Origin of the sequence: Bacillus sp. ISL-57, assembly GCF_018613135.1 — a bacterium.
In the GTDB taxonomy this organism is placed as follows: Bacteria; Bacillota; Bacilli; order Bacillales; family DSM-1321; genus Peribacillus; species Peribacillus frigoritolerans.
Map to the genome: position 1 here is coordinate 283,082 of NZ_JAGGQV010000007.1, position 14,575 is coordinate 297,656.

Here is a 14,575-nt window from a genome sequence, read left to right on the forward strand (position 1 = left end):
GTAGAATAAATTCACTGTGCTTTTTCAAAATGAAATAGCGGAGGGGATTCCGTAAACCATTTTGTCCGATATAGGAGATAACCAATCCCAATTACCGCCCAGACTATTCCTAAAATCAAGGAACTCATACCGAGATTAAGCCAAAGGATGAAGACCGAAGCCGCGCCTAAAACCGGGGACAGAATAGTTGAAAGAAAACCTTTAATCGTTCTGAAGCTTTTGTTTCTTATCGAATGGACGATTACGCAAATATTCACGAAGGTAAAAGCGATTAATGCCCCAAAGTTTATGAGGGAAGTGGCCGTAACCAAATCAAGGAATAAGGCAACCAGTGATATCGACCCGACAAAAATGACATTAAAAAATGGCGTGTTGTACTTGGGGTGGACAAACCCAAATAGTTTTTTCGGGATCATTTGGTCACGCCCCATGACATATAGCAACCTAGAAACACTAGCGTGAGATGCCAGACCGGAGGCAAGGGTACCGCATAACGTTCCTGCAAGAAAGAATGCCTGAAATAACTTCCCGCCCACGAAAAGGGCAATTTCCGGAGAAGCTGCTTCAGGATCGCTAAAACGGGAAACATCCGGGAAAAATAACTGTGTAAAGAATGATGCCGTCACGAATAAAACCCCTCCGATCAGGGCAGTCAAAAAGATTGCCCGGGGGACCGTTTTAGATGGATTCGGTGTTTCTTCCGATAAAGTAGTGACTGCGTCAAACCCCAAAAAAGAAAAACAAAGGATTGTAGCACCAGTTATGAGCGTCGAGATTTCCATGTGGGGCCCGATGAATGGCTGAACCGACAAGACCTCTCCAGTCCCTTCTCCACCCATGACGCCTTTAACGACAAGAGCCCCAAAAATGAAGATGACCAACATTTGAAAAAAAACAAGGAAGCTATTAAAGTTAGCCGCAAAATTAACATTGAATAAGTTAATGACTGTCATTAAAAGGACAAATGCCACCACCCATATCCATGGGTATACTTCCGGAAAAAGAGCAGTTAAGTATATTTTTGTCAAAATGCCGTTCACCATCGGTAAAAATAAATAGTCAAGTAACGAAGACCACCCGACAAGGAAGCCTAAATGAGGACTGATCGTTTTTTGTGTGTAAGTATAGGATGAACCTGCCTGCGGATATATTTTAACCATTTTTCCATAACTGGCTGCCGTAAACAACATTGCCAAAAGAGCAATGATATAAGCGGTCGGCACATGCCCCCCGGTTTTTTCGGAAACTATCCCGAATGTATCAAAAACAACCATCGGCGTCATATATCCAACACCGAGCAATACGATATGCCACAAGTTTAATGACCTTTTCAGATTACCTGTTTGCATGTATCATTCCCCTTCCTTTTTAAGCGAGAAAAGGGTAACTAACTTTTCTCGCCACCCCTTATAATTTTTTGGTCATATTACACTACGCAATTTTCATACCAAAAAAAAGGGTCGATTTTTAACAAAAAACAAGGAAATATGTAGAATGATTTATGCAAATCTGAATAATCTATTCAATTATTCATAAATTGAAGATTTTTTGCCCATAAAAAAAGCAGAAGATATTTAGATACCTTCTGCTCATTTGACTAAATCCCCCGTGCCGAGGTCAAATTACTAGTTTACTTTCGTTGCATTGTATGCTGATACACGGCAAGGCGCATCATCAAATGCCTAATTTAATGAAATTCTTTTATGAAAATCAACAGATTGGAGATTAATCCTGCTGCCTGCTATCCAATATGTTAAAAAGTTCTTCCATCTCATTCGTTTTTGAACGATTCATCAAAAGGTCAACTGCCTTTTTCACTTCTTCCCCATTGAATAAAACATCGTACAGAGCTTCGGTGATTGGCATATTCACTTCGTACTTTTGGGCTAGTTGATAGGCGGCTTTAGTGGTTCTGACACCTTCAACGACCATCCCCATGTTTTCCAAAACTTCTTCAAGTTTTTGCCCTTTACCAAGCATATTCCCAGCTCTCCAATTACGGGAATGAACGCTTGTACAAGTGACGATCAAGTCGCCAATCCCAGCTAAACCTGAAAACGTTAGTGGGTTAGCCCCCATGGCCGCCCCTAGACGGGATATTTCAGCCAATCCCCGTGTCATTAATGCAGCCTTGGCATTATCCCCATAGCCTAAACCATCCGTAAGGCCGGCACCCAAAGCGATGATGTTCTTTAATGCCCCACCGATTTCAACACCAATCAAGTCCGGATTTGTATAGACACGGAAATTATTATTGATAAAGATGTCCTGAACCCTTTCGGCAGCTTTCATATTCTTTGAAGAAACGGCAACTGTTGTCGGGTGACGTAAACTGACTTCTTCTGCATGGCTCGGTCCAGAAAGAACCACTATATCTTTAAGCCAATCCGCCGAAGAGACTTCCTCAATCATTTCTGATATACGAAGCAGTGTATCAGGTTCAATTCCTTTACTCACATGAACGATCGTCAATGGTTTATCATGAGCCTCTTTAATCTGGCCAAGCACTTCCCTGTAGGCTTTTGTCGGCACCGCCAAAATAATTATTTCAATTCCGGCCAACGCTTCCTTAAGGGAAGAATAACCTTTAATCCCCAAAGGCAATTCAATGCCAGGCAAGTATTTTTCATTCGTATGATTTTGATTGATTTCATCGATTTGTTTCTGATTATGTCCCCATAATCTCACTTCATGCTGGTTATCAGCGATTACGAGCGCTAAAGCAGTCCCCCAGCTCCCAGCTCCAATCACTGCGATACTTTCTTTTTCTTTTACCACGGTATAACCACCTTTACTATTTTCTCTGGCGTCCAAAAATTCGTATTGGTGTTCCTTCAAAACCAAAGGCATCCCTAATTCGATTTTCTAAAAATCTCTCATATGAGAAATGCAATAACTCCGGATCGTTAACGAATACGACGAAAGTTGGCGGCTTGATGGCTACCTGTGTCGTATAGTAAATTTTCAAACGGTTTCCATTATGAGTCGGTGTCGGATTCATTGCCACGGCATCCATTACCACTTCATTCAATACATTTGTCTGAACCCGGATAGCATGATTCTCACTAGCCTGATCAATGACCGGTATTAAGGTATGTGTCCGTTTTTTCGTTAAGGCAGAAAGATAAATGATTGGCGCATAATCCAAGAACAGGAAATGAGCCCGGATCTTTTCTTCAAAATCCTTCATCGTTTTTTCATCTTTCTCGATGGCATCCCACTTATTGACGACGATGATGACCGCCCTACCCGCTTCATGGGCATATCCTGCAATTTTCTTATCCTGCTCACGAATTCCTTCTTCAGCGTTCAGGACTACAAGAACAACGTCTGAACGTTCAATTGCCCTTAATGCACGAAGTACGCTATATTTTTCCGTACTTTCATACACCTTGCCTTTTTTCCGCATCCCTGCTGTATCAATAATGACATACTCTTTGCCATTGTACTTATACGGAGAGTCAATCGCGTCACGAGTCGTACCTTCAATATCACTGACAATGACACGTTCTTCACCTAATAGTGCATTGACCAGAGAAGATTTACCTACGTTCGGTCTTCCAATCAAGCTGAATTTAATGACATCATCAGCATAATCCGGGCCGTCAAATTTAGGGAAATGTTTAGCCGCTTCATCCAGAAGGTCACCAAGACCAAGTCCATGAGAACCGGAGATCGGGAATGGATCGCCAAAACCTAACGCATAGAAATCATAAATTTGATCTTTCATTTCTGGGTTATCGACTTTATTTACCGCAAGGACAACCGGCTTTCTGGATTTATAGAGAATCTTTGCGACCTCTTCATCAGCAGCCGTTACACCTTCACGACCATTCGTCATAAAAATAATGACATCAGCTTCGTCAATGGCAATTTCAGCCTGCTGGCGAATTTGTTCTAGGAACGGCTCGTCACCGATATCAATTCCACCTGTATCAATAATGTTAAAATCATGTGTCAACCATTCACCCGAACTATAAATCCTGTCCCGGGTCACTCCTGGAACGTCTTCAACAATTGAAACCCGTTCTCCAACTATTCTATTAAAGATTGTCGATTTTCCCACGTTCGGACGACCGACTATCGCAATTACCGGTTTTGGCATTGCTATTCACCCTTTCTGCTACTATATCTCTGTCAAAGTCACGAAATTCATGAATGCATTTATTACGGTTGCTTTGCATTATTGATTTTCATAATTTCCTTTTAAAGGAAAAGGTTGTATTCATCATCATTTAAAGGAATCTTTCATCAGTAAGAATAATCCCAACTGATGTTCAGTTAAACTCATCAGGTATTCACGGGCGGTTTGTCCACTTGACGCCCCGGTTCCTTAGGTGACATGAAGCTGAACCCTCTGCATGCTAAAACTTGATTCTAAACAGCCCAAAAAAATGAAGAAAGCTTCGGCATACGGCTTCCTTTTTAATTGTTTAGAGCATTTTACGATTTATCTACAGACCTCTAACTATCCTATAGTAACAAATTTCTCGCCAATCAACAATGATTGTATGAATAAAAGCCTTCCAATTCCAATTGGTTCCATTTATATTTCTGCATTTTGATAAAATAGCTAATACCCCATACTAATTTTCTCCATACTCATTGATTAAAATTCTCTTTTCCTTGTTTTGATAAAAATCTCGAATGGGAAATTGTATAAATGTATTGGCCAACCAGTTCCAACATTCTCCACAGTATGTTTGCCCCCAATACCAGCACGGCATTATCATGCCATGAGTAAGCAAGGGCCACATAAGGTAAAGAGTGGTAAGCAAGTAATCCCGAATATATAATATCTCCTAGCAGCATCCCAATTAAAAGGACGAACAATCGATGTTTCCAATTTTTAAAAAGTAATAATATGAGATAATTCAGGAAAATACACAAAAGATAAGAGGGTTTCATTATGAGCCATATCGGATCAAGTAAAGAAAAAAGTTGAAAGCTCGCATAAGCGAGAGTGATAATAAGACTTCCGCTAATCAGTTCCATCATCTTGATGATTGATTTCTTCCTAATATACACACACAGAATAAAGAAAAGATACGGTCCGCTCAAATGCACGGAAATCAATGGAGCCTCCAGTTTATAGCCCGCTAATACCATTACGGCTAATAGATGAAAAAGAAAATCAAAACGAAAGGGAACCGTTTTCGGAATAAAAAACATGATAATGACCCAAACTATCCATGAAATCCAATAAAATATAATTCCATCCATGCAGCGTCCCCCCTTTTAGGAACATTATGGGTTGTTTATTCAAAGTATAAACGTTAGGCACGGCATTTAATGAGGAAACCATACCCCATTCATTTAAAAAGGAGGTGTGAACATGGGAAAAGATCGACAAGAGAAGAAATTGAGAGAAAGTAAACGGGTGGAGTCCGACAGGGACCAATCACTGGGTCTTAAAGGGGCAACAAGAATGGAAAGCCCTGAAGAGGCACGAAAAAGGAATAGTTAAGTCTATCCATGAACAAAAAGGAAGCATCTCCATTCGATCCAATGAGATGCTTCCTTTTTGTGGGTCATTTATTTAGCATACGCGGAACAATCAATGCCTCTTTGAGATAACCAATGATAGGTATTTCCTTTGATGACTAATTTCGATTTTCTTAGCTCTGAGATATTACCGCATCCGAGTGCAGTCATGATGACCTTTAAATCTTCATGTATGTAATGTATTTCTTTAATCAAATGCTCCAAGCCCAACTCTTTATAGAGCTTGAGGAAATGTCCAGCCAATCCGACACCTTTCGCTCCTAGCGCCAGGCTTTTTGTAATTTCCAAAGGGCTTTGAATGCCACCCGACCCAATGACTGAAAGCTGTGGCGAAACATTCACTGCTTCGACAATCGAAGCGGCTGTCGGTATGCCCCATTCATTAAAATAGCCGAGTATTTTTGCTCGTCTTTCATTCTCGATTTTAGCAAAATTCGTTCCGCCAAACCCGCCTACATCAATGATTGAAACACCTACCGAATGTAATTGCCGCACCGTTTCCATACTCATCCCAAATCCAACTTCTTTTACGATGACAGGAATTCCGATCGTTTTATTGATTTTTTCTATTCTCGAAAGGGTACCCGCAAAATCCCTGTCCCCTTCAGGCATCGTCAATTCTTGGATGACGTTAATATGTATTTGAAGGGCATCGGCCCCGATCATTTCGCTTGCCCGCTTAGCCTGTTCGACTGTTGCTTCACCACCGAGATTACCAATCAACACACCATCAGGATTTTCCTTCCTTACAACTTTGAAAGAAGCTTGCTGGCTAGGATCTTTGATGGCTGCCATTTGCGATCCTACCGCCATGGCGATTCCCGTTTCCCTTGCAGCAATGGCTAGGTCACCATTCAATTTTTCCGTTTCAGGGCCTCCGCCTCCGGTCATGGCATTTATAAAAATTGGCGAACTTAATTCAAGTTCGCCAACTTCTGCTGTGAGGTTCACATTATTCAAGGAAATACCTGGTAAGCTTTGGTGAATAAACGAAATATCTTCTAGTCCGGTTTGTTGCTGCTGTCCTGTCTTAAGCGCAAATTCTATATGATCTAATTTTCGTTGTTTTCTCTCCAAGGCCATCACCATTATTATCTTATTTTAGTTTTTTCAATTGATCACCGATCATTTCACCTAGCTGAAAACCCTTCGATTCTTCAGGCATCTCATAATCTGATGTGTTGTAATTGGATTGAGGTTCTTCAAGTTCCTTGATGCTCAATGATAAACGCTGATCCGTTTCATTGACTTCCAGCACTTTCACTTCGACAGACTGGCCTTCTTTAAGTACTTCTTGCGGTGTGGCAATATGCTTGTGTGAAATTTGTGATATATGGACAAGACCTTCTACGCCTGGAAAAATTTCCACGAATGCACCAAAAGAAACAAGGCGTTTGACGATACCTTCCAGTGTAGAGCCTTTGGCAGCTTTTTCTGCAATTCCTGCCCAAGGTCCAGGAAGGGTATCCTTGATGGAAAGTGAAATCCTTTCATTATCACGATCGATGGATAACACTTTCACCTGAACCTTATCCCCTTCGGACACAACATCGGATGCCTTGTCGACATGCTGATGGGAAAGCTGGGAAATGTGGACAAGGCCGTCTACGCCACCAATATCCACGAACGCACCAAAATCGGTAATCCTTTGGACCACACCCTCAAGCACTTGCCCGCTTTCAATCTTATCCAAGACGTTTGCTTTTTGCTTTTCCTTTTGGTCCTGGACCACTGCCCGATGTGAGAGGATTAAGCGATTTTTGTCTTTCTCAAGTTCAACGATCTTGAATGTTAAAGTTTTGTTTTTGTAATCAGAAAAGTCTTCAACGAAATAGTCTTCTACTAGAGAAGCTGGAACAAAACCACGTACGCCTAGATCCACGACAAGCCCGCCTTTGACGACATCTTTAACTTCAGCCTCAAATACGTCTCCATTTTCAAATTTCAATTCCAGGTCATCCCATGCCTTAAGAGCGTCAATTTTACGTTTTGATAGAATGAGAGCTTCTTCTTCGACTTTAATGACTTTCAGCTCCAATGCATCACCTTCCGAAACGGCATCTGAAGCCTTTTCGACATGCAGGCTTGAAAGCTCACTGATAGGTATGATTCCATCAGTCTTGCTGTTTTCCACATCGACAATGACCTGTTTTTCTTCTACCTTTGAAACGGTTGCTTTAACTTGATCCCCAACTTTGTAATTGTTCACTTCTACTTGGTTCATATCTTCTGTCATTACTAACTCCTCCTTAACCCATGACTGATCAGCAAATTTCCTCTTCATCGGCCACATATTTTATTTAAAGTGGTTCAATAAAAACACTTTCCTAATAAAGATAAAAACAGTTTTTTTAAGAGTAATAAAGTTATAATTCCTTTTCATCGGCAATAAGGAACAATACCCTTATTTTATAAATTCTAACAAAATCAGAAAATTGTCAAGTATGAAGGACTATTTATGTTCGGAAATCAATTTCCCAATATGCTCCATGATGATCTTGGTGGCGTCATCGGCTGATATTTTCTGTTCACGATATTCGGTAAAATTTATTGGAGGACCGTAAACGACCTTCAATGGACGTAAAAATTTATATGGGCCGATGATTGCACACGGTATGATAACGGCATCAGACCGCAACGCAAAAAATCCGGCCCCCGCCAAACCTTCTCCCAATTGACCAGTCTTGCTTCTGGTTCCCTCGGGAAACAGACCAATCGCCTTGCCCTCCTTCAAAAGCTTTAAGCCTTTCCTAAGGGATTCCCGATCGCTATTGCCGCGTTTCACGGGAAATGCATTTACTCTTGGTAATATACCCTTTAAAACAGGCGCATGAAACAACTCTTCTTTCGCCATGAAATGAATATCCCTTGGAGACGTCATGCCAACTACGGGCGGATCCAAATTATCAATGTGATTGGCACAGATCAAAACCCCGCCCTCTTTAGGGATATGTTCCTTTCCGAGTGCTTTAACCCTAAACGAAGGCGTTAAAACGCCTTTTACGATGTTCTTGGCAAATGTGTAAAAATCCAATGTCATCTTTTCCTCTCTTCTATTAAAGACATGATACTTTCTGCAACTTCCTGAATCGATAATGAGGTCGTATCGATTTCGATAGCATCAGCTGCCTTTTTCAATGGCGATACCTCGCGTTCGGAGTCCAGCTTGTCCCTTGTTGCGATTTCTTCCCTTAATTTTTCGATATCTGATGGAAAACCTTTCAATATATTTTCCTGATGCCTCCGCTGTGCCCTTTCATCAACGGAAGCGATTAGAAATACCTTTACTTCGGCGTTTGGTAACACATGCGTACCGATGTCCCTGCCATCCATGACGACACCGCCATTTTCACCTAAGATTTGCTGCCTGCGAACCAATTCCTCCCGGATGCTCCGGTGCTTGGCCACTTCCGAAACGGAACCAGTCACTTCATTGTTCCTGATTTGGGATGTCACGTCCTCGTTATCCAAGAAAACCAACTGCCCATTTTCACTTGGTCTTAATTCGATTTCCGTATTGATGAGAACTTCTGATAATGCTTGTTCATCATCAAGAAGAATCTTTTGATTAAGGGCCTTATAGGTAATGGCCCTATACATCGCCCCTGTATCCACATATATGTAATTGAACTTTTCTGCTACAATTTTAGCAACCGTGCTTTTTCCAGCAGCAGCTGGTCCATCGATTGCGACTGATATTTTTTTTTTCATAAATCCTCCCAAGAATCCTACAATCATGCTGATTATTTAATACCTTTTCATTTTATCACAACTAGCGGGAAAATCATTAATAAAAGGGATGTGTACGTTCAAAATCACCTTTGTTCTTTTTTTGATCCCTACAGCCATCAAAAGGTTATCCTTTTATTGAAAATCTTCTTACAAAAAAAAGCGGATCACCGCTTTTACTTATGGGTCCCATTGAAAGTTTCAATGATTTTCGTATAATTATTGCTGGTGACACCTTCATACCTCGAGAGCTTGGTCAAATCAAAGATTTGATCCTCCCTGCTCAAAAGGAATTGGAAAAAAAATAAGCAGGCCAATTGGATGATGATCACTTTAATTAATAGTCTTTCAAATGTTTTCATATAAGCCGCACCCTCCATCCGTTTATATTAGCAGTATGGATGGAATCGCTGTTTTTCATTCAATCCTGTTAAACAGGCAAGCCTTTTTTCTTTAAATCCACCTGCTTTTCAAATATAAACCTCATTAATGTCTGTATATCATTTTTTGAAGGTTCAAGAAATTGGACGTGCAAAAGCATATTTCCATGCTCTTTTTCCGTTACGCGAATGACTTTGCTTTTTAACCTTAAATAATGAATCTCACCTGATTTCAACGTAAGCGCCATCCACAGGTATAATTGCGAAACCGATTGAATTGCGGTGCCTTTTAAAAGCCTTATGGAAGCCCCGCCAGCGCTGATATCCTCCGTTAATGTGCGAAAAGGAGTAAACTCGGAATGTTCTGGGTGAATGGCCGTATCCAAGGTTACATCCAGGCGTACGAATTGCCTCCGCTGGATTTTAACAAACGTTTCTGCTTCGGGCAGCAATAGTTGCATCATGGGTATTCTACCTTTCACTTTTCCAAGCACTTCAGACTCGAATACATAAACAGCCTGCTCTTCATTGGAAAATGTGACATTGAACTGTGTCCCATCCATAAGGAATGCAATTTTTCCAGTCTCAACATCGATGGGAAAGTCCGTATAGAAACAACCCGTTCCCATTTCCACAACCATACAATTGAACTTTTCCTTCTGTGGTGTGTATTTTGGTTCGAGCATTAATATATCACCAATTTTAAACATCGTCGTCCACGTCCTTTTCGATAGTAGGAAAACACATAATATTACCTATTAAATTCCTATATAATCCAATAATGATGAAGTTATTATGTCATGAAATAAGAAAAAGGGAAAGTGACTAAGCACATTTCCCTACATGATTGACGATTTTTTTTTAAATTAAATTCTCGTATACCGGTTCGGAATTTTTTAATTTTTCAACCTTTTCTTCTTGACCGGTATCTGCATTAATGAAAATACGGTAGGTATCGTCTTTAATCGTACCGAGAAATTCATAACAAAGAACTTCTTCACCAATATCATTGGTTATTAACGCCTTGCCTTCTTCCATTATTTTTACATTGCTGTTGATTTTGTCCTTAGCTTCTTTCTCGGACATTTTCGGATTCCCTACTTCCCTGGTTTTATGTGATTTCAAATACTCATCAGCTGAAAAACCTATAACGGTTCCATCATCCAATGCGATTTTGACCTTGACTGAATCTGGATAAATCTTGACTCCATTTTCTGAGGTTACGAAATTCAATAATGCGATATTATCGTATTGGGCACTTTCAAATAATTCAAGTGAACTGAAATCATGTTCCTTTAAAAAAGCTTCGGCTTTTGTATAGGCTTGATTCAAATCAATATTGGTTTTGTTCACATCTCTATTATTGATATACCAAATAGGGTAACCGCCTTTTTTTGTCAAATCCATATTCAATTCAGTACCGGAATCTTTATCAAGGATGCTCACACTATAAAATCCATAATCAGAACCTTTTCCGTTTTCTTCCACATTCACCTTCAAATTTTTGCTTTTTGAGTGTGCATAGTTTTTTGCTGTCGCGATTGCTTCTTCTTTCGTAATGGTTTCACCTTGCAAATTTTTGAAGTTTTCATCCCTCTGCTGTGCAGAAGTAAAAGTCGGGTTCATCTCATTCGTTTCCCCGTACCCAGATACTTTTTTCTCTACCGTCTTTAATCCGTCAATGATCGTGTTATCCGAACTTTCTTTCCCTGATGCAAGAGCCATTTCGACATCCATCCACCTTAAATTGTTTTTAAGGACTAGATACTGCACTTTCCTTAACTCGCCCTGGATGTCTCCTGCCTGTGTGTACAAGGATTGCAGTGTCGCATATTCCTTATCATTCAATGGTTCTTTTTCAAGGTCCCGTACCGCTGTTTTATAACTGAAGTCCGCAATTTTTGATAAAAATTCCTCTGTCTTATTAAAAGGAAGCAAGGTCAATGGCAACTGCCCGACATCACTTTGGGCTTCGGAAGTGATACGCCAAACATCTGTTAACGCCGGACTTAATGAATAACGTGAATTCATGGCCAAAGTACTGCCGACCTTATCGTGCAATAAATCCACCTGATAGCTTAAATCATGAAAGGCTCGCTGATACGTATTTTCCGCGTTGATTAATACAGCATTTTTTTCCTTATGTTCTTGATAACCCCAGAATGCAGTTCCCGCAATAACTACAACAAGCAGGGCAATCACTATATTCCTGATCATTTTCCTTCACCTCTTTACTTACAAAAGATATGTTTTCCGATTCTTTTAATTTGTTCCCTTGACCAGATCCATTTGCTTGTTGCCGTATCGGGATTAAAATAATATTCTGCATTACCACTTGGGTCCCACCCATTGATAGCATCCACCACGGCTTCTTTCGCCCTTTCGTTCGGTGTTAGCCAAATCTGTCCATCCGCAACAGCCGTAAACGCCCCAGGTTCAAAAATCACTCCCGAAATGGTATTAGGAAATGCAGCACTTTCCACCCTATTCAGGATTACAGCTGCAACGGCAACCTGGCCTGTATATGGCTCCCCTCGCGCCTCTCCATAAACGGCATTGGCCATTAGCTGTATATCGTTTTGAGAATAACCCCCTGGAAGATTGGCAGATGTCGTTGGTTTGGAAGGGGCCTTTCCGGTAGCGGTTCCTCCAGTTCCATTCCCTTTCGCTTTTACTTGTTTTTCAATGGGGACTCCCCCATAATAGGTGAACTCGTTTCCTTTATTGATTTGCTCATGAACCCAAGCTTTATTGAAATTAGACGCATTCGCCAACTTCTGTTTTGTTGTAGTCCCTGCTAAACCATCGATTGGCAGCCCGAAATCTTGTTGAAAGTTTCGAAGTGCCCAATAAGTGCCCCATCCATAGGCTCCATCAATCTTTCCCTTATAGTAACCGGTGTTTTGCAGACGTGCCTGCAGTTCAATTACATCATCTCCAACCGCACCTTTTTGGATGACCTGGCTCGAAAAGGCATTTGTTCTTGTTTCCGGGTAAATTCCGAAACATATAGTTATACACGAAAACAGCAAAAGCCATTTCCATTTTGACGAAATTCCTTTCATCAAAAACACTCCTCTTTTTCTTGAATTAATGTAATTCTATTTTCTTCTTTACTGGCTTTTTTATTCCAAACATAAAAAAAACGGAGCGGGCAAAATATGCCAGCACTCCGTTTTTTGATAGTATTCGTCATTTGCTAAGGTAGTTATTGTGTGAAAGTTTTTCTGCGTGAAAGTCAGACAACAAACGTGCTTTCTTTACTTTTTTCATGCCTAACCACCATAGATAAATCATGAATGGCATAATAAAGTACACCCAAAATTTTTGGGAAACCAAAATATAATCGTAAATCCCATGTAACGAAATTGGTATGATCAATGCCAATAATAAATAGACCCTATTATTCGAAGCCGAAAATTTCGCCTTGCCCAAATAATATCCCATGATCACACCGAACAAAGCGTGACTGGATACAGGGAGAACGGCCCTTAGAAAAGCGTGTTCCACCCCGTTGGCCAGCAGGTACAAAATATTCTCCATTGTGGCGAATCCAAGGGAGACTGCAGCTCCGTAGACAATCCCATCATATGGCTCATCGAATGCCACATGCTGATAAATAACGTAAATGAGTATGAACCACTTGAAGAATTCCTCAAGCAGTGCAGCCCATAAAAAAGCATTTGCTAAATCCGTATTCAAGATTTGCTCGGTTTCGAGCACATACTGTATGAACATAATCGGCAATACAAGAAAAACACCGAATATAAATGTTTTGACCACAACCGATATCGGTTCGGTCTCATATTGATCTTTCAAATAGAAATAGCTCAATAGCGCCAATCCTGGCGCAATAGCCGCTGACAACATGACCAGCATTAGCTGACCCTCTTTTCATCTTCGTTTCCTTAATCGTACCATGGAATGAAGAAAAACTGAATCCAAGAATCAACTCTTCCATATTTTATTTAATCCTTCAGTACTTAAAGAAGGTCTCATCTATAGGGTTTTCGCTTGCCAGCATGACAGCTAACTTTATTCGTGCCTTCTTGCTATCATAATCAGCGCCTAAAATCACACCGCGTTGTTTTAGATCAAATGCGCTGCCTTCATAATCATAAGCTGGGTATACTTTTCCTTCTTCTGCACTTGTAGTCATGATGATCGTTATTCCTTTATCGATTGCAGCTTGTATGGAGGTTACCATTATAGGGGTGACTTGTCCCCTTCCTACACCCTCGAGCACGATGCCTTTCGCACCGTTTGCGATCGCAGCATCAATAAAGAGGCCGTCAGCTCCTGTATGGCACTTGATGATATCCACCCTTGGGATGCGATTCTGAATATCAAAACACTCCCTATGTAAAGGTTTTTGATAGATGCTCACGACATCATTATCAATTATCCCCAAATATCCATAGCCAAAAGATTCGAATCCCTGTAAATTGGAAGCATGAACTTTTTTGACATACTTTGCTGAATAGATCCGCTCATTAAAAACGACCACTACCCCAACATCCCTAATAAGATCACTCGCAGCGCATAATATCGAATTCCTTAGATTGGAGTATACATCGGTGCCCACTTCTTGAGGAGAACGTTGGGAGCCGGTTAATACGATTGGACGTTGATCATTACTCGTTACATCAAGGAAGTATGCCGTTTCTTCAAGTGTATCCGTACCGTGTGTCACGACGATTCCCGTAACATCTGGATCCTCCAATTCCTTTTGTATGGCTGATTTAAGCTGCTGCATTTTTTCAAAGGACATGGACATGCTTGAAATCTGGAAAAGATCAACCACTTTAACCTCGATATCGCTGGGCAATTCGCAAAGAGATGCCAACTCATGGCCAGTCAATGCACCAGAGGCCAACATCCCATTCACAGTTTCTTTACTGGCAATAGTCCCACCAGTCGTTATTAATGAAATTTTTCCCATACGGTCACAGCTCCTCATT

General features: G+C 40.7%; 15 protein-coding genes. 1 reads left to right on the forward strand and 14 read right to left on the reverse strand.

Going from position 1 to position 14,575, the window contains the following annotated elements:
* Window positions 1–11 precede the first annotated feature (11 nt).
* The 4 genes from J7I90_RS12730 to J7I90_RS12745 all read right to left on the reverse strand — a co-directional run bounded on the left by J7I90_RS12730 (window position 12) and on the right by J7I90_RS12745 (window position 5,223).
* A complete protein-coding gene (locus J7I90_RS12730) occupies window positions 12–1,349 on the reverse strand; it encodes an APC family permease (protein WP_214772066.1) in 1,338 nt (445 codons plus the stop codon).
* Window positions 1,350–1,725: 376 nt separating this feature from the next.
* Complete coding sequence (locus J7I90_RS12735) at window positions 1,726–2,778, reverse strand: NAD(P)H-dependent glycerol-3-phosphate dehydrogenase (RefSeq protein WP_238141517.1); 1,053 nt, start codon at window positions 2,776–2,778, stop codon at window positions 1,726–1,728.
* 16 nt (window positions 2,779–2,794) lie between these two features.
* Window positions 2,795–4,105, reverse strand: coding sequence for a ribosome biogenesis GTPase Der (gene der / locus J7I90_RS12740; protein ID WP_034308039.1), 1,311 nt, complete (start codon window positions 4,103–4,105; stop codon window positions 2,795–2,797).
* A gap of 497 nt (window positions 4,106–4,602) precedes the next feature.
* Window positions 4,603–5,223: a YphA family membrane protein gene (locus tag J7I90_RS12745; RefSeq protein ID WP_214772069.1), complete on the reverse strand. Its 621-nt coding sequence runs from the start codon at window positions 5,221–5,223 to the stop codon at window positions 4,603–4,605.
* A gap of 112 nt (window positions 5,224–5,335) precedes the next feature.
* On the opposite strand from J7I90_RS12745, the gene J7I90_RS12750 reads away from it, so the two are divergent.
* Window positions 5,336–5,467, forward strand: a complete 132-nt coding sequence (locus tag J7I90_RS12750; protein WP_095389675.1) for a YpzI family protein — start codon at window positions 5,336–5,338, stop codon at window positions 5,465–5,467.
* Between the two features lie 68 nt (window positions 5,468–5,535).
* On the opposite strand, the gene fni is transcribed toward J7I90_RS12750, so the two are convergent.
* The 10 genes from fni to J7I90_RS12800 form a co-directional block, all read right to left on the reverse strand.
* On the reverse strand, window positions 5,536–6,582 hold the full coding sequence (gene fni, locus J7I90_RS12755) for a type 2 isopentenyl-diphosphate Delta-isomerase (RefSeq protein ID WP_214772071.1): 1,047 nt from the start codon (window positions 6,580–6,582) through the stop codon (window positions 5,536–5,538).
* A 19-nt stretch (window positions 6,583–6,601) separates the two neighbouring features.
* Window positions 6,602–7,741 (reverse strand): 30S ribosomal protein S1, encoded by a 1,140-nt coding sequence (gene rpsA / locus J7I90_RS12760; protein WP_214772073.1) that lies wholly within the window; start codon window positions 7,739–7,741, stop codon window positions 6,602–6,604.
* A gap of 216 nt (window positions 7,742–7,957) precedes the next feature.
* Window positions 7,958–8,545, reverse strand: coding sequence for a lysophospholipid acyltransferase family protein (locus J7I90_RS12765; RefSeq protein ID WP_214772075.1), 588 nt, complete (start codon window positions 8,543–8,545; stop codon window positions 7,958–7,960).
* Window positions 8,542–9,216 carry a (d)CMP kinase gene (gene cmk, locus J7I90_RS12770; protein ID WP_214772077.1) on the reverse strand — a complete coding sequence of 225 codons (675 nt, stop codon included), beginning with the start codon at window positions 9,214–9,216 and terminating at the stop codon, window positions 8,542–8,544. The genes J7I90_RS12765 and cmk overlap by 4 nt, the downstream gene beginning before the upstream one ends.
* A 194-nt stretch (window positions 9,217–9,410) precedes the next feature.
* Complete coding sequence (locus J7I90_RS12775) at window positions 9,411–9,596, reverse strand: YpfB family protein (protein WP_048681726.1); 186 nt, start codon at window positions 9,594–9,596, stop codon at window positions 9,411–9,413.
* Between the two features lie 68 nt (window positions 9,597–9,664).
* Window positions 9,665–10,324, reverse strand: a complete 660-nt coding sequence (locus tag J7I90_RS12780; protein WP_214772079.1) for a flagellar brake protein — start codon at window positions 10,322–10,324, stop codon at window positions 9,665–9,667.
* A gap of 151 nt (window positions 10,325–10,475) precedes the next feature.
* Window positions 10,476–11,831 carry a germination protein YpeB gene (gene ypeB, locus J7I90_RS12785; protein WP_214772081.1) on the reverse strand — a complete coding sequence of 452 codons (1,356 nt, stop codon included), beginning with the start codon at window positions 11,829–11,831 and terminating at the stop codon, window positions 10,476–10,478.
* Window positions 11,832–11,845: 14 nt separating this feature from the next.
* Window positions 11,846–12,670 (reverse strand): spore cortex-lytic enzyme, encoded by an 825-nt coding sequence (sleB, locus tag J7I90_RS12790; protein WP_396020131.1) that lies wholly within the window; start codon window positions 12,668–12,670, stop codon window positions 11,846–11,848.
* 136 nt (window positions 12,671–12,806) lie between these two features.
* Window positions 12,807–13,493 carry a glutamic-type intramembrane protease PrsW gene (prsW, locus tag J7I90_RS12795; protein WP_214772084.1) on the reverse strand — a complete coding sequence of 229 codons (687 nt, stop codon included), beginning with the start codon at window positions 13,491–13,493 and terminating at the stop codon, window positions 12,807–12,809.
* Between the two features lie 97 nt (window positions 13,494–13,590).
* On the reverse strand, window positions 13,591–14,556 hold the full coding sequence (locus J7I90_RS12800) for an asparaginase (protein WP_214772085.1): 966 nt from the start codon (window positions 14,554–14,556) through the stop codon (window positions 13,591–13,593).
* Between the last annotated feature and the right edge of the window lie 19 nt (window positions 14,557–14,575).